The organism is Pseudomonas sp. GW822-FHT05A08, assembly GCF_058800485.1.
Map to the genome: position 1 here is coordinate 2,602,007 of NZ_CM179511.1, position 15,247 is coordinate 2,617,253.

Genomic DNA, 15,247 nt, shown 5'->3' on the forward strand with positions numbered 1-15,247 from the left:
CACGCCACGGCGGTTTTTTATAGTTGTTGTACCGGTACAGCAAACAGCTTTTTTACAACGACAGCTCCATCCTGATGCACAGCTTTTTCTACAACAGCGGTGCCAGATAATCCGTCCAGCACTGTATGGCCTGCGGGGTGCGCAGCAGGTCGTTGCGCACCTCGATCAATACCGAATCCAGCCCGCGGGCATCGCCGTGGGCCGGTACGGTCATGTCGCCCAGGGCGTCGATCTTGTATGGCTCGTTGCCGGCGATCTTCACGTCGTGGACCGACATGCCTTCCAGCAGGCGCCGGGCGTAACCCTCGGCGCGGTCGAACAGCACGCCCATCTCCAGCGTGCGGCGCTGGCCGTAGTACAGCGGGGTAAAACTGTGGATGCCCACCACCCGCACCGGCCGGCCCGCGGCCAGGCGTGCGTCGATCAGCCCGCTCAGGCGTGCATGAAAGGGCCTGAACAGCTGCTTGCGGCGGTACTCGCGGGTGGCTTCGTCGAGGTGCTGGTTGCCCGGGATCTGGTAGATCTCGCTCTGCAACGGAATGCTGTCGTGGGCCTGGCACGGGCGGTTGAGGTCGATCAGCAGCCGCGAATAATTGGCCGTCAGCAGGGTGGCGCCGAGGGTCTGCGACAGGCTTTGCGCCAGCTCCAGGGCGCCGGGGTCCCAGGCGATGTGTTCACGCGCCGCTTCCGGGTCCAGGCCGAGGTCGTTGAGTTGCGCCGGAATATAACGGCTGGCGTGTTCGCAGACGAGGATCAGCGGGTGCGCGGAATCTTCCCGCAGCAGCCGGTAGGCCGGTTGGGTGTACAGCCCCAGTTCAGCGGTTTCAGTACAGGTGTGCATAGTGCTCACAGAGTTGGGCAGGGGTCAGGTGCTCGGTCAGTTCTACTTCCTTGTGTTTGACGGCGAAATAGGTGTCCAGCAGCGGGGCTGGCAGTGCTTGCAGCAGTTCCGGACAGTTGCGCAGGCAGTCCAGCGCCTGGGGCAACGAAGCCGGAAGGGCGACGATGCCGCGGTCCTGGCGCTGCTGCGCGCTCAGTTCGTCCGGCACTTCGTCGGTGGTGGCGCTCAGGATCAGCTTGTGTTCAATGCCCAGGCGTCCGGCGATCAGCACCGCGGCCATGGCCAGGTGCGGCGAGGCGGTGGCGTCCAGCGCGCGAAATTCCAGGTTGTACTGCGGCGCCACCGGCTTGCCGCCGATGCTCACGGTGGGGCAGATGCGCAGCGAGGCTTCGCGGTTGCGCTGGCCCAGGCAGGCGTAGGAGGCGCTCCAGTGATGGGGCTGCAAGCGGGCGTAGGAAATCGGCGTCGGCGCGGTAAAGGCGCAGAGCGCCGGCAGGTACTTGAGCAGCCCGGCGGCCCAGCGCTGGCCGAGGAGCGACAGGCCATCGGCGCTCTGTGGGTCATACAGCACCGGCGCGCCGTCCAGGTCCTGCAGGCTCAGGTGCAGGTGCACGCCATTGCACACTGCGTGCTCCGCGGTCTTGGGCGCGAAGCTCAGGCCATGGCCGAGTTGCCGGGCGATCTCGCGGGTGATCTCGCGCACGTTCACCGCGCGGTCGGCGGCGGCCACGCCCTGGGTCGGGCGGCAGGTGATTTCGTATTGGTGCTTGCCGTATTCGGGCAGGAACATTTCCGGCTCGACGCCCGCGGCGCGCAAGGCGCTGAGCAGCCAGCCGCCGAAGTCCGCGCCCTGGCGCTGGGCCTGCAGGGAGAAGGCCAGGCGTTCCGGTTGCGCGGTGGCGCTGTGCAGGTTGAATTCGTGCTCGAAGGCGGCGGTGACCTGCAGCCCCAGCTCGCTGGCGTAGCGCTGCACCTCGTTGCGCAGCAGGGTGCGCGGGCAGGCGGCCCAGGGCTGGCCGTCGGTCTCGCGGATGTCGGCGTGGATGAAGTCCAGGGGCGAGGCGCTGGCGTCCGGGCCGTTGCCGACCTGGACTCGGCTGGCCAGGTCGGGGATCAGCCGCAGATCGCCACGGGCGCCCCAGGGGTTGGGTTCGGCAATGATGTCCTGCGGGGTCAGCGCGCTGTTGGCCGGCACCCAGCCGCAGCCGGCGCTGGTGTAGCTGTCCAGTTCGTCGCTGGGGAACGAGCGGCCACGGCTGACGCCGATCAGGTCGGTGGTGAGCAGGGTGGTCATGGCCACCGGCCGCAACGGCTCGCTGTTCCGGCTCATGCCTGCATCTCCCGCAGGCGGCCGAGCACGGTCTGGGTGTCGGTGATCCAGCAGTAGCCCTTGATCGCGTTCAGGCAGGCCTGGTGCCGGGCGTCGGTGTAGGTGGCGCAGGCGTCTTCCACCAGGGTCACCAGGTAACCGCGGTCGGCGGCGTCGCGCACCGCCATGTCGACGCACTGGTCGGTGACGATGCCGGCGACGATCAGGTGACGGGTCTGCAGGTTGCGCAGCACGTAGTCGATGTTGGTCGAGTTGAAGACCCCGGAGGAGGTCTTGGGCAGGACGATTTCGTTCTCCCGCGCCGCGAGCGGATCGATGATCGCCGCCTGCGGGCTGCCCTTGGGCAGGTGCATGTCCGACAGCTTGTGGTCCAGCGAGCGGTCGCGGCCATCGGCGGTCAGGCTTTCGATAATGGTGTGCAGCACGTTCTGCCGGGCGCCGCGCATGGCCGCCAGGAGCTTCTGCTGGTTGGGGATCACCTGCTCGCGGGTGCGCTTGATGAAGTACTCGGCGTCCGGCACCTGCAAATGCGGATCCAGCTGCGGCTCGAGCCAGGCCCGTTGCATGTCCACCAGCAGCAGGGCGGTGCGATCGAGGGTGAATGGCAGGTCGCGGGGCGATTGGTGGGGAAGGCAGACCATCCTTATTTGTCCTCCAGCAGGTGAGTGGCGAATTCGTTGCGCAGGGCGTCGATGCCCTCCAGGCGTCGGTCCAGGTCGGTGCTGCGCAGGGTCAGGCTGGCGACCAGCGCCTCGACCTGGGCCAACGCCGGCACCAGGGTGTCGAAGGCCGAGGCCGACTCCACCGGGGCACTGATGATCAGGTCCGCCAGCTCCCGCAGGGGCGAGGCGTAGATGTCGGTGAACAGCACCACCCGCGCGTGCCGCGCCTTGGCCGCGCTGGCCACGCGCAGGGCCTGGCTCTGGTAGCGGCGGTAGTCGAACAGCAGGACGATGTCCTGGCGCTGCACGTCATACAGGCGGTCGGGCAGTTGCGCGTTGTCGTCCAGGGCCACGCAGCCGGGGCGCATCAGGCGCAGGTGATTGAGCAGGTAGCTGGCGAGAAAGCTGCTGAAGCGCCCGCCGTAGCAGTACAGCGCGTGCCGGCTGTCCAGCAGCCAGTCGACCAGGATGCGCACGTCTTCGGGCTGGGTCAGGGCCTGGGTCTGTTCCAGGCTGCGCAGGCTGCCTTGCAGGTAATGGCTCCAGGCATCGTCCCGAGGGACCTGGGCCCGCGGTTGCAACAGGGTGCTGGGTGAACGCAGGCGAGCGTCCATGTCGCTGAGCAGCGCTTCCTGGAACTGCGCATAACCGCCGAAACCGAGTTTTTTCACCAGCCGCACGATGGTCGGGTCGCTGACGCCGGCGTGCTCGGCCAGCCGCGACATGGGCCCCAGGCCGTTGCGCGGGTAATGGTCGAGCAGGGCCCGGATGACCTTGCGCTCCGAAGGCGTGAGATCGAGGGCCGGGTCGGTGATCTGGTCTCTGAGAGACGGCATAAAAACGCCTTCGCAAGTGGATGTCGTTTTTGTTTCACTGAAAGTGAAAACAGTATTTATGTAATTTACGCTACATGTCCAGTGAAAAATAAAGGCGCCCTGCAATGCGCCAAAAGGGGGCGTGAAAGCCCAGGTTTATTGGGTGTTCGAGGTTTTTTGAGGCACGCCGTCAGCGCGGCAGGGTGCCGCGAAAGGCGGCGCTGAGGGCGCGCAGGGTTTCCTCGGAGCGGGCGTCGGTGGGCCGCGCGAGCAAGATGATTTCACTGACCGGCAGCACCGGCAGCCCGAGGCGTTCGCCGACTTCCACCGCGCCGGCCGGCGCCACCCGATGGGCCAACGCCGCGACCCCGAGCCCGGCGCTGACCGCGGCGCACACGGCCATCACGCCACCGCCGATAAAGACCTCGGTCCAGGCAATGCCGGCGTCGTCCAGCACCCGCACGGCGACATGCCGCACGCCACAGGGCGCGGCCATGGTCGCCAGCCGCAGCGGGGTGCCCGGTGCCTGCTGCCAGGCCGGCGCGGCGAACCAGCCGAAGCGCTCGGCCACCAGCACTTCGCCATCCTGGCGCGCGCCTTCGTTGCGCACGATGACTGCGTCCAGCTCCTCGCGGTCGAAGGCCGCCGTCAGGTCCCGGGAGGAGGCGATGCGCACCTCGATGATCAGCAACGGATCGTAGGCGGCGATGCGGCTCAGCAGGTGCGGCAGTTCCGCGCCGGCCACGTGGTCGCTGATGCCGATGATCAGCCGTCGCGCCGGCGCCGCCTGCATGTCGCCCAGGGCCCGCTCATGGGCGCGCAGCAGGTCGCGGGCGGCCTGCATGAATTGCTCGCCGACCGGTGTCAGGCGTACATGCCGGGGCGTGCGCTCCAACAGGCGATAGCCGAGGCGTTCCTCCAGGCGCTTGAGCTTGAGGCTGATGGCGGCCTGGGAGGTGTCCAGCGCCTGGGCGGCGCGGGTGAAACTGCCGAAGTCGGCGATCAGCACGAAGGCGTGCACGGTGTCGATGTCCAGCGGCTTGAGGGGTTCGCTCATATCGAATGTTTATCGCAGATATATGTGCCGATATCTTGTTGTAATGGCTGGCCCCGCGCAAGCTGGCAACACCTTCAAGCACAGGAGCATCGCCATGTTGGCCAAACAATATTCACACCGCCTGCCCGCCGATTACGACATGGGCGTGATCCGCCACCGCGCCGCGGATCGCGGGCCCTTGTGGGACGAGGTCGACGGTTTGCTGTTCAAGGTCTTCGCCGGGCAGGAGCGGGGTGTGCACGGGGCGCGGCATAACCTGTACGCCTCGATCTACCTCTGGGCCGATCCGGCGGGCGCCGCCCGGTTTCTCATGGGCGGCGGTTTCGACAGCGTGATCGACTCCTTCGGCCGCCCGCACATCGAGTCCTGGTTGCCCCTGGATTGGCGTCGCGGGCGTGCCAACCAGGCACGGACGCTGTACCGCGAGCCGCTGGCGATCGATCCGCTGGCGGACCGCGCCAGGTTGCTGGCCGAGCAGGTCGAACACAACCAGCGGCTGGCCGATGACCCGGACACCTTCGCCGTGTTCGTCGCCCTCGACCTGCAGGCCTGGGAGCTGGTGCGCTTCACCCTGTCGGCCAGCGCGCCCGACAGCACGCGCGGCGCCGAACGCTATGAGGTGCTGTACCTGGCCCGGTCGGGGATCGCCAGCGCCTAGGTTCGGCTGCGACAAGTTGGGAATCCCTCGGCGGCCCATGATACAAACGCAGCCACATTGCCCGCTGCGTCCATTCAACGTCGAGAGATTCCCCGTGCCGGCCACCCGCTTGACCCTGATCTGCCATGCCCGGACCGTCGCCCAGAAGCGCGCGTGTTTCCCGCTGGACGAACCGCTGGAGATGGACTGGCAGGCGCTGGCGGGCTCGCGGGCCGGCGCGTTCAAGGGGGCGCCGCGCCTGCTCAGCGGGCCGGAGCAACGGGCGCGGCAGACCGCCGCCCTGTATGGCGCCAGCGTGGAGACGGTGGCGGCGTTGCGCGACTGTGACATGGGCCGCTGGCAGGGCCTGTCCATTGACTCTCTGCAGCGCGAGCAGCCCGAGGCCGTGCAAGCCTGGCTGGCCGACAGCCACTTGGCGCCCCATGGCGGCGAGTCGGTGGCGCAGCTGTGCGAGCGGGTCGCGGCGTGGCTGGCGTCGCTGTGCGAGCAGCCCGGGCATGTGCTGGCGGTGACCCATCCGCTGGTCATCCGCGCGGCGCTGGTGCACGTCATGCAGTGCCCGCTGGCGAGCTTCAATGCCATCGATGTCGAGCCGCTGGCCCAGGTCGAACTGCGCTTCAACGGGCGCTGGCGCTTGCGCCTGGACCAGCGCGATTAGCGGGCTTGGCTCGGCGTGGCCTGGGGATTTTTTCGCGAGCAAGCTCGCTCCTGCAAAGACGGTGCAACCCCTTGTAGGAGCGAGCTTGCTCGCGATAGGCCGCCCGGCGGCCGCTTTGTGACGCGCCGCGACAACCCGGCCATACTCCATTTCCGATTCGCCATCGAGACCTGCCCCACGTGAAAACCCTTCTGATCATCGGCATCGGCGCCGGCAACCCCGACTACATCACCCTGCAGGCGGTCAAGGCGCTCAATCGCACTGATGTGTTCTTCCTGATGGACAAGGGCCAGAGCAAGGACGCGCTGATCGACCTGCGCCGGGAAATCTGCGAGCGCTACATCGAGCAGCCCGGCTACCGTTTTGTCGAAGCGCAAAGCCCGGAGCGACTGCGCGGCGCCGAGGTGGATTACCAGGCCAGCGTCGCCGAGCTGAACCGCGACAAGCAGCGCACCTTCGAGCGGCTGATCGACGAAGAACTGGCGGACGGCGAAACCGGGGCTTTCCTGGCCTGGGGCGATCCGGCGCTGTACGACAGCACCATTCGCATCTTGCAGGCGATCCTGGCCAGCGGTCGCTGTGCGTTCGAGTTCGAGGTGATCCCCGGCATCACCAGCGTCCAGGCCCTGGCGGCGCAGCACAAGGTGCCGTTGAACCGCATTGGCCGCTCAGTGGAGATCACCACCGGCCGGCGCCTGGCGGCGGGGCAGGTGAGCGATGCCGACAGCCTGGTGGTGATGCTCGACGCCGAGGACTCCTATCGCCAGGTGGCGGACCAGGACCTGGAGATCTACTGGGGCGCCTACCTCGGCACGCCAGAGGAAATCCTGATTGCCGGCCGGCTCAAGGAAGTCGCGGGGCAGATCCAGCAAGTGCGCAAGGCGGCGCGGCGGGCCAATGGCTGGATCATGGACACCTACCTGCTGCGCAAGCCCGAGGATTGAGGAGGGCTGAGCTGGCCCGCGATGACGTTCTCCCGCTCGGCCCATCGCTTGGCGACCACCTTCTCCCCACACCCGAAGCGTTCGCGGTACGCCGACGACGGCAGCAGGGCGGCTTGCCCGACGCCTGAATGCGGAGGTGGATTTTATATAAGTATTTGTCGCATAAACACAATTTGCCTCCCGGACGCCGCTCTAGACTGCTGGCCACTTCGATTTCCCCCAATCGAACCTTTCTGCCAATAAAAGCCTCCGTCTACGGGAGTTATAAATGAAGAAGCTTGTACTGTTCGGTGCCCTGGCACTGTCCATGCTGTCCCTGACCGCCGTGGCTGACGATGCCAAGCCGATCCGCATCGGTATCGAAGCCGGCTATCCGCCATTCTCGATGAAAACCCCCGACGGCAAGCTCACCGGTTTCGACGTGGATATCGGCGACGCGCTGTGCGAGCAGATGAACGTCAAATGCACCTGGGTCGAGCAGGAATTCGACGGCCTGATCCCGGCGCTGAAAGTGCGCAAGATCGACGCCATCCTGTCGTCCATGACCATCACCGACGACCGCAAGAAGAACGTCGATTTCACCATCAAGTACTACCACACCCCAGCGCGCTTCGTGATGAAGGAAGGCACCGAGGTCAAGGACCCGCTGACCGAGCTCAAGGGCAAGAAAGTCGGGGTGCTGCGCGCCAGTACCCATGACCGTTTCGCCACCGAGGTGCTGGTGCCGGCCGGGATCAACCTGGTGCGTTACGGCTCCCAGCAGGAAGCCAACCTGGACATGGTGTCCGGTCGCATCGACGCGCTGCTGGCCGACTCGGTCAACCTCGATGACGGCTTCCTGAAAACCGACGCCGGCAAGGGCTTCGCCTTCGTCGGTCCCGAGTACAACGATCCGAAGTACTTCGGTGGCGGCGCCGGCATCGCCGTGCGCAAGGGCGATACCGCCCTGGCCGAGAAATTCAACACCGCCATTACTGAGATCCGCGCCAACGGCAAGTACAAGGCCGTGCAGGACAAGTACTTCAAGTTCGACGTCTACGGCGAGTAATTCGCCGGGTTGAAAAAGGCGGCTACCGTTTACCGGGGCCGCCTTTTTCATGAGTGCTATTTACCCCGTGCGATGGGGCGCTCCTGTAGCCGCTGCCGAGCCCGCGAGGCTGCGATCGACCCCGCAGGGGGCGCAGGAGCCTTGAGATCGCTGAAGGCCTTCGGCCTTATCGCAGCCTGCGGCAGCGGCTACAGGAAAGCTCGCATCAACTGGCAGCGGACGACGACCTTTTCACGGCCGCGCAAATGCCTCAGGCTACGGCCCCCGCCGAACTCCATTTTTTTTCCGGAGCCCTTCATGCAACGCATCGACCATTCCTTGCCCTGGAGCCACCTGGGCACCCAGCGCCAGCTCAGCGTGTTCCGTTTTGGCGGCGGCAGCCGCAAGGTCTATATCCAGGCCAGCCTGCACGCCGACGAGTTGCCGGGCATGCGCACCGCCTGGGAACTGAAAAAACGCCTGAGCGAACTGGAAGCCCAGGGGCAACTCAAGGGCGTGATCGAGCTGGTGCCGGTGGCCAACCCCATCGGCCTTGACCAGCACCTGCAAAGCAGCCACCTGGGACGTTTCGAAAGCGGCAGCGGGAAGAACTTCAACCGCGCCTTCGTCGAGCTCAGCGGCCCGGTGGGCGACCTGATCGGTGACCGCCTGGGCAGCGATGCGGCGGCCAACGTCGCCTTGATCCGCCAGACCATGGGCGATGTCCTCGACGCTCTGCCGGCCCCGACCTCGCAACTCCAGGCCCTGCAACGCCTGCTGCTGCGCCACGCCTGCGACGCCGACATCACCCTCGACCTGCACTGCGATTTCGAAGCGGCGATCCATCTGTACGCGTTGCCCCAGCACTGGCCGCAGTGGCAGCCCCTGGCCGCGCGGCTGAAGGCCGGCGTGGCGCTGCTCTGCGAAGACTCCGGCGGCAGCTCGTTCGATGAGTCCTGCTCCACGCCCTGGCTGCGCCTGGCCCGCGACTTCCCGCGGGCGGCGATTCCCCCGGCCAACCTCGCCACCACCCTGGAGCTGGGCAGCATGGGCGACACCCGGGTCGAACAGGCCCAGGCCAACTGCGAAGCGATCCTCGGTTTTCTTGCCGAGCAGGGGTTTATCGACGGCCAATGGCCGGCGACCCCGGACGCCTGCTGCGAGGGCATGCCGTTCGAAGGCACCCAATACCTGTTCGCCCCGCACCATGGGGTGGTCAGCTTCCTGCGCGAGGCTGGCGAATGGGTGGAGCGGGGCGATGCGATCTTCGAGGTGGTCGACCCGTTGAACGACATTGTCAGCGTGGTACGCGCCGCCACCAGTGGCGTACTGTTTGCCCTGGACCGCAGCCGCTACACCGAGCCGGGCATCTGGCAGGCCAAGGTCGCCGGCCGCGAGCCGATCCGCAGCGGCAAGCTGACCAACGATTGAGCGAACCGCTCCTCACTCCTCACTGCTCCTCACTATAGGAGCGAGCTGGCTCGCGATGGCCGCTCCGCGGCCAGACCACCAGGCAACGCTTTTGCCCTTGGTGACCGCGAGCCCCTCTCACCCGCAAGGACGTCCCATGTTCAAGTTCCTGGCCCTGTTGCTGCTAAGTGTTTGCGCCACTGCCCAGGCGCAGACGGTGCTGCACGACGACCTGCCGCTGCGCTACCTGGAACAGGCCCCGGCCGATTCCCGCGACCGGCCTTTGGTGATTTTTCTCCATGGCTACGGCAGCAATGAAGAGGACCTGTTCGGCCTCAAGGATGGGTTGCCGGCGGATTACACCTACCTCTCGGTACGGGCGCCGCAGACCGTGGAAGAGGGCAGTTACCAGTGGTTTCACAAGCAGGGCGAAGGCGCTTACGACGGGGTGACCGCCGAGCTGGCCGACAGTGCGAAGCTGATCGACGAATTCGTGCGGCAGGCGCTCGCCAAGTACCACACCCGCGCCGACCGGGTGTTCCTGGTGGGCTTCAGCCAGGGCGCGATCATGGCCTACGAGCTGGGCCTGCGCCATCCCCAGGCGGTCCGCGGGATCGCCGCCCTGAGCGGGAAGATCCTGCCGGTGCTGCGCTCGCAGCTCAAGAGCGGCGCGGGCCTGGAGCGGCTGGCGATCTTCATCGCCCATGGCACCGCGGACATGCGCCTGCCTTACAGCGACGGCTCCGAGGCCGACAGCCTGTTGCGCGGCCTGGGCCTGACTCCGCAATTCCATGCCTACCCGGGCATCGGCCATACCATCAGCGACACCGAGCTCCAGGACCTGAACCGCTGGTTGCTCAGCCTCAACCCTTGAAGCCGTGAACCCGCCGCGGCCGCTGTGCCGCTGCGCTTACTTGCCGACGATCTGGCTGACCAGCTTGTCGTGATTGGCCTTGTCGCCGATCCGCGAAATCACCTGCACCACCGCCATGCGGTTGCCCGAGCCGGCCAGCAGGGTGGAACTCTGGGTCATGCCGCCACCCTGGGTCGCGGTGCTGTCGATCTGGCGCAGGCCGAGGCCGCCGCGGGTCATGCTTTTTTCGCTCTGCTTGCTGAAGTCCGGCAGGGCCGCCGCCTGTTGCGAGAGGAAGCCCGACACCGCGCTGTCGAGGAACTGTGCGTCGTTGTCCTTGGCCTGCACCGCATCGGGGATCAGGTTCTGTGCGGCGATGACCACGGTCTTGGTGCTGGCGTTGGTGTACATAGTGCCAGTGGCGCCGGCGGTGCCGCTGGCTTCGTCGCCGGCCGGCAGCGGGTTGGCGATGAAACCCTTGGGCAGGCTGAACTTGAACTTGCCGCCAAGCATCGAGACGGTCTCGACCTTGGCCTTGTTGTTCGTCGGCTGGGCCGCGGACACCTCCAGGGCACTGAAACCGGTCAGCACCGCGAAGACCAGGACCGCGGCGTGTTTACCGAACAGGGACATGCAGATTCTCCAGAGTGAGCGCGTTGGGGCGCGCATCTTCCCATGCCTGTCGCGGGGCACTCCAGCGGGATATGCGGTGCCACGAAATTTCGGATAAAAGGCCGCGGGAGCGGCTTCGTGGGGCTTATCGGACGCTGCTCAACCCTGGGCAGAACGCGCCCCCGACGTCGCCAGCACCGCCCCGGCGATAATCAGCAACGCCGGCAACAGCAGCCACACACTGGCCGGGCTTTGCCCGATGACGATCAGCAGCAGGGTGGAGATCAACGGCGCCAGGTACGACAGCGCGCCGAGCGTGGCCAGGTTGCCGTGTTTGGTGGCGTGGTCCCAGGCGAAGAAGGCCAGGCCGACCGGGCCCAGCCCCAGGCCGAGGATCGCCAGCCATTGCTTGAGGTCCGGTTGCACCGGGCTTTCGAACATCAGGTGGCAGAGCAGCCCGGCCAGCGCCACCAGCCCGCAGATGCCGCCGATCAGGCTGCTGGGCACGCTGCTGAAACGGCGGTTGAGCACCGAGTAGCCGGACCACACCAGGGCGCAGCCGAACGCCGCCAGGTAACCCGCCACCGGCATCGCGCCGACCTGGCTGGAAGCGCGCTGCTGCATGATGAACGCGGTGCCGGCCAGCCCCAGCAAGGCACCGGTCAGTTGCCGGCCGCGCAGCGGTTCGCCGCCGGCCCTGGCCGCCAGTAACACGATCAGCAACGGCCAGAGGTAGGCGATCAGGCTGGCCTCGGCGGCCGGCGCGGCTTTCAGGGCGAAGAAATACAGCGCGTGGTAGGCAAAGATCCCGCCGAACCCCAGGGCCCAGACCGGCCAAGGCTGGCGCCAGCCACGAAAACCGGCGCGCCCCCGCAAGCCGAGCAATACCAGGCTGGCGCCGCAGGCCACGGCAAAGCTCAGGGCTAGCAACTGGAAGGGGGGAATGCCGGCGGTGAGGGTGGTCAGCAGCGCCAGGCATGACCAGAGGAACACCGCGATCACGCCGATGGCGGTGGCGGCGCCGCTGCGGGAGGGGGCGAGGCGGGTTGAGTGGATTGCGGTCATAGACACACCGAGGCAAGGGCGGTGTGGCCAGCATAGAAGCCGCCGCGACGGCGGTATTGATCAGGCCTGCCGAACTCTTGTCGCAGCCTGCGCCTGGGCGTCGCGAGCGGCCTTGCGCAGGGCGGCCGGGGTCTGGTTGCGCGCCTTCTTCAAGGCGTGGGTCAGGGCACTCTGATCGGCGTAGCCGACCCGCTGGGCGATCTCGCTGATGGGCAGCAGGGTACGGCCGAGCAGGTCGATGGCGCGGTCCAGGCGCAGGGTCGAAATGTAGGCGAAAGGCGTGCTGTGCATGTCCCGCTCGAACAGCAGGTACAGGCTGCGCTCGCTGACCCCCGCGGCCTGGGCGATGGCGCGGGCGCTCAGCGGGCTGCCCAGGTGCTGCTCGATGTAGGTCAGGGCCCGCACCAGCGTCTGGCGTTGCGGCGCGCTCGGCGTCGGGCGGGCCAGGCAGGCCAGCAGCAGGGCGCTCCAGGCGCTGGCGACCGGGCTGGAGGAGCTGAGCAACGCGCCGCTGTGGCTGGCATAGCCGAGCAGGTGGCGGATCTGCGGGTCGATGGCGAAGAAGCGGCTATCGGCCAGAGGCGCCTCGTTGCCGGAGCTATCCAGGTCGAGCACCAGAAAGGTGTTACGGCGCTCGGCCAGGAAGCTATGCCGGGCTCCCGGCGCAATCACCACGCCCTGGCTGGCATCGACCTTGCCGCCACGGCCGTCCACCTCGATTTCCATCGCCCCCGACTGCGGCAGCACGATCTGCGGAAAATCGTGATGGTGCAGCTCGACCTGCCCGGAATACGAACGCATCGCCAGGGCGACAGTGGGTTGGGCTGGAGTGTTCATGGCGCGGCTCCGCGGATGGCTGCCCCGCATCATGCCTGAAAACACTGGCGCTGTAGGAGCGGCCGGTCGGTGCAGGGTGGTTTGGGAAAAGGGGCCGGCTCATCTGTGGTGGTGACTGATATGCCGCTATCGCGAGCCAGCTTCGCTCCTACAGAGGCAGGCTGCAAAAGGCCGGAGCAGGGCGCTATCAAGGCTTGGGCCGGTTCGCTGAAACGTCTAAGCTGGGCCACCGTTCCAGCCTTCCGGATGCCCGCGTGAAATTCACCCTCCCGAAAATCGGTACCGCCCCCTTTTGCCCGCCGGAAGTCGCCGGCACCATAGTCGTCGATCCCAGCGCGCCGTTGTTCAAGCGCATCCTGCGCTTCGCCGGCCCCGGCCTGCTGATTTCCATCGGCTACATGGACCCCGGCAACTGGGCCACCGCCATCGAGGCTGGCTCGCGGTATGGCTACAACCTGCTGTTCGTGGTGCTGCTGGCGAGCCTCGCGGGCATGGCGGTGCAATGCCTGTGCTCGCGCCTGGGCATCGCCACCGGGCGCGACCTGGCGCAGCTCTGCCGGCAGCGCTACAGCACCCGCACGGCGCGCACCCAGTGGCTGCTGGCGGAGGTGTCGATCATCGCCACCGACCTGGCCGAGGTCCTGGGTTGCGCCCTGGCGTTCCATCTGTTGCTCGGCGTTTCGCTGACCACCGGGATTGTCATCACCGCCTTCGACACCCTGTTGATTCTCGCTCTGCAGAACCGCGGCTTCCGCCGCCTGGAGGCGATCATGCTGGTGCTGGTGGGCACCATCGGCCTGTGCTTTTTCGTCGAACTGCTGTTGATCAAACCCTACTGGCCGGACGTGGCGCGGGGCTTCACGCCGTCGCTGGCGGCAATCAGCGAAGCCGCGCCGCTGTACCTGGCGATCGGTATCCTCGGCGCCACCGTGATGCCGCATAACCTGTACCTGCACACTTCCATCGTGCAGACCCGCCTGGTGGGCCGGGACGAGGCCAGCCGGCGGGATGCGATCAAGCTGGCGCGCATCGACACCATCGGCTCCCTGGCCCTGGCGCTGCTGGTCAACGCAGCGATCCTGATCCTCGCCGCCGCGGCCTTCCACGGCACCGGGCACACCGAGGTGGTGGAGTTGCAGGACGCCTATCACCTGCTCGACCCGCTGGTGGGCGGGGCGCTGGCCAGCGTGCTGTTCGGCGTGGCCTTGCTGGCCTCGGGGCAGAGCTCGACCTTCACCGGCACCATCGCCGGCCAGGTGATCATGGAGGGCTACCTGAACCTGCGCCTGCCGTGCTGGCAGCGGCGCCTGATCACCCGCGGCCTGGCGCTGGTGCCGGCCTTCGTCGGCGTGTGGCTGATGGGCGACGGCGCGGTGGGCCAGTTGCTGGTGCTGAGCCAGGTGGTGCTCAGCCTGCAACTGCCGTTCGCCCTGTACCCGTTGATCCGCATGACCAGCGACCCGCAGTTGATGGGCGTGTTCGTCAACCGTTGGCCGACCCGCATCCTCGCCTGGAGCCTGTTCGCCGTTATCAGCGGCGCCAACGCCTGGTTGATCGCGCAGTTGGTGATGTAAGCCGCAAGTGGGGGGCCCTTGATCCAGGTGAAACAGCAGCCCTTGGGCCCAGATACAAGTGATGTCGTCAGGCCGGACTCGATCAGGTGTCGATACACCAAGTTCTCGATATCAGGATGTCCGGTTTCATTGGATCAATGCCAACCCATTCTGGGTAGGCAGTACTTCCACAGGCAATACGGATTTCGGCGCGATGCTTGAACTGAGTGGCAAGTTCTAGAGCAAGTATCAGTTCAGCGCTTCATTGTCTGCGTCAGCACTACGACTCTCGGCATTCTCTTGTCGAGCCAGGCAGGCGCAACTTGCTCTTCGACAACTACCCGGGCTGAGTGGGTTGGAGAGTCGGTGGTGTGATATATCAAGTTGACCCTGTTGATCGGCTCATTCATCGCTGGGTTAGTATCGGATTGCCATCACTTGTTATATCTACTCGGCGTGCTACGACGCCGGATACTCTTTGCACATATATTGAAACAAATTCCGTTATTGCGACGGCATACCGCTCGCTCGTATTGGCACCCTCCATACGGTTGTCCCCGATTCTATATAGCTATTGCTTGCGTTTGAGGACTTGGGTTCTTGCAGGTGGGTAGCGCCCCAGCGTGCTCCGACGACAGGTGTCTGAATATTCTTTTAAGGAATTTCTTATGTCCTTAGTCAGGGAATGCGCGAAACAATTATAAAACTGAACTCGCCCATCATTCATGGATCGTGGATGGCTAGTTGGGCTGATGAACTTGAAATATGCCTGTCAGCCCTTTGTATTCATCGATTCTGCCGCCACAGATCCAGCAACTTAACAGCCCGGCAGACTCAATGAAGTCATATGGCCCGGTGTCAGCAAAGTCCGCTTCATACATCTGAAGTCGGTTCGCCTGTCCCCCTTGCCATCTCCTTAATGAAC

At 65.9% G+C, this 15,247-nt stretch carries 15 protein-coding genes; 7 read left to right on the plus strand and 8 right to left on the minus strand.

Annotation, left to right across the window (positions count from 1 at the left end):
• Window positions 1-88: 88 nt before the first annotated feature.
• The 5 genes from AC3RCP_RS11690 to AC3RCP_RS11710 form a co-directional block, all read right to left on the minus strand.
• Entirely contained in the window at window positions 89-841 is a 753-nt protein-coding gene (locus tag AC3RCP_RS11690; protein WP_492571502.1) for an N-formylglutamate amidohydrolase, read from the minus strand.
• Window positions 825-2,171 (minus strand): type I glutamate--ammonia ligase, encoded by a 1,347-nt coding sequence (locus tag AC3RCP_RS11695; protein WP_492571503.1) that lies wholly within the window; start codon window positions 2,169-2,171, stop codon window positions 825-827. Before AC3RCP_RS11695 ends, AC3RCP_RS11690 begins: the two co-directional genes overlap by 17 nt.
• Complete coding sequence (locus tag AC3RCP_RS11700; protein ID WP_492571504.1) at window positions 2,168-2,812, minus strand: cysteine hydrolase family protein; 645 nt, start codon at window positions 2,810-2,812, stop codon at window positions 2,168-2,170. The genes AC3RCP_RS11695 and AC3RCP_RS11700 overlap by 4 nt, the downstream gene beginning before the upstream one ends.
• Window positions 2,813-2,814: 2 nt before the next feature.
• Complete coding sequence (locus AC3RCP_RS11705) at window positions 2,815-3,669, minus strand: MurR/RpiR family transcriptional regulator (RefSeq protein ID WP_062822904.1); 855 nt, start codon at window positions 3,667-3,669, stop codon at window positions 2,815-2,817.
• A 169-nt stretch (window positions 3,670-3,838) separates the two neighbouring features.
• Complete coding sequence (locus AC3RCP_RS11710) at window positions 3,839-4,705, minus strand: LysR family transcriptional regulator (protein WP_085530383.1); 867 nt, start codon at window positions 4,703-4,705, stop codon at window positions 3,839-3,841.
• 94 nt (window positions 4,706-4,799) lie between these two features.
• Here AC3RCP_RS11710 and AC3RCP_RS11715 point away from each other — a divergent pair, with 94 nt between their 5' ends.
• The 6 genes from AC3RCP_RS11715 to AC3RCP_RS11740 all read left to right on the plus strand — a co-directional run bounded on the left by AC3RCP_RS11715 (window position 4,800) and on the right by AC3RCP_RS11740 (window position 10,276).
• Window positions 4,800-5,363 carry a DUF4865 family protein gene (locus AC3RCP_RS11715; protein ID WP_492571505.1) on the plus strand — a complete coding sequence of 188 codons (564 nt, stop codon included), beginning with the start codon at window positions 4,800-4,802 and terminating at the stop codon, window positions 5,361-5,363.
• Between the two features lie 94 nt (window positions 5,364-5,457).
• A complete protein-coding gene (locus AC3RCP_RS11720) occupies window positions 5,458-6,021 on the plus strand; it encodes a histidine phosphatase family protein (RefSeq protein ID WP_492571506.1) in 564 nt (187 codons plus the stop codon).
• 179 nt (window positions 6,022-6,200) lie between these two features.
• On the plus strand, window positions 6,201-6,965 hold the full coding sequence (gene cobF, locus AC3RCP_RS11725) for a precorrin-6A synthase (deacetylating) (protein WP_492571507.1): 765 nt from the start codon (window positions 6,201-6,203) through the stop codon (window positions 6,963-6,965).
• Window positions 6,966-7,233: 268 nt separating this feature from the next.
• Window positions 7,234-8,013: an ABC transporter substrate-binding protein gene (locus AC3RCP_RS11730; protein WP_007932592.1), complete on the plus strand. Its 780-nt coding sequence runs from the start codon at window positions 7,234-7,236 to the stop codon at window positions 8,011-8,013.
• Window positions 8,014-8,310: 297 nt separating this feature from the next.
• Window positions 8,311-9,423 carry a succinylglutamate desuccinylase/aspartoacylase family protein gene (locus AC3RCP_RS11735; protein ID WP_284168751.1) on the plus strand — a complete coding sequence of 371 codons (1,113 nt, stop codon included), beginning with the start codon at window positions 8,311-8,313 and terminating at the stop codon, window positions 9,421-9,423.
• Window positions 9,424-9,559: 136 nt separating this feature from the next.
• Complete coding sequence (locus AC3RCP_RS11740; RefSeq protein ID WP_492571508.1) at window positions 9,560-10,276, plus strand: alpha/beta hydrolase; 717 nt, start codon at window positions 9,560-9,562, stop codon at window positions 10,274-10,276.
• 36 nt (window positions 10,277-10,312) lie between these two features.
• Here AC3RCP_RS11740 and AC3RCP_RS11745 read toward each other — a convergent pair whose 3' ends face one another.
• The 3 genes from AC3RCP_RS11745 to AC3RCP_RS11755 all read right to left on the minus strand — a co-directional run bounded on the left by AC3RCP_RS11745 (window position 10,313) and on the right by AC3RCP_RS11755 (window position 12,769).
• Complete coding sequence (locus tag AC3RCP_RS11745; RefSeq protein WP_492571509.1) at window positions 10,313-10,888, minus strand: DcrB/PsbP domain-containing protein; 576 nt, start codon at window positions 10,886-10,888, stop codon at window positions 10,313-10,315.
• Window positions 10,889-11,026: 138 nt separating this feature from the next.
• Complete coding sequence (yddG, locus tag AC3RCP_RS11750; protein ID WP_101337419.1) at window positions 11,027-11,932, minus strand: aromatic amino acid exporter YddG; 906 nt, start codon at window positions 11,930-11,932, stop codon at window positions 11,027-11,029.
• Between the two features lie 60 nt (window positions 11,933-11,992).
• Window positions 11,993-12,769 carry an AraC family transcriptional regulator gene (locus tag AC3RCP_RS11755; RefSeq protein WP_087088348.1) on the minus strand — a complete coding sequence of 259 codons (777 nt, stop codon included), beginning with the start codon at window positions 12,767-12,769 and terminating at the stop codon, window positions 11,993-11,995.
• Between the two features lie 254 nt (window positions 12,770-13,023).
• Here AC3RCP_RS11755 and AC3RCP_RS11760 point away from each other — a divergent pair, with 254 nt between their 5' ends.
• Window positions 13,024-14,343: an Nramp family divalent metal transporter gene (locus AC3RCP_RS11760; RefSeq protein WP_101337421.1), complete on the plus strand. Its 1,320-nt coding sequence runs from the start codon at window positions 13,024-13,026 to the stop codon at window positions 14,341-14,343.
• The last annotated feature ends 904 nt before the right edge of the window (window positions 14,344-15,247 follow it).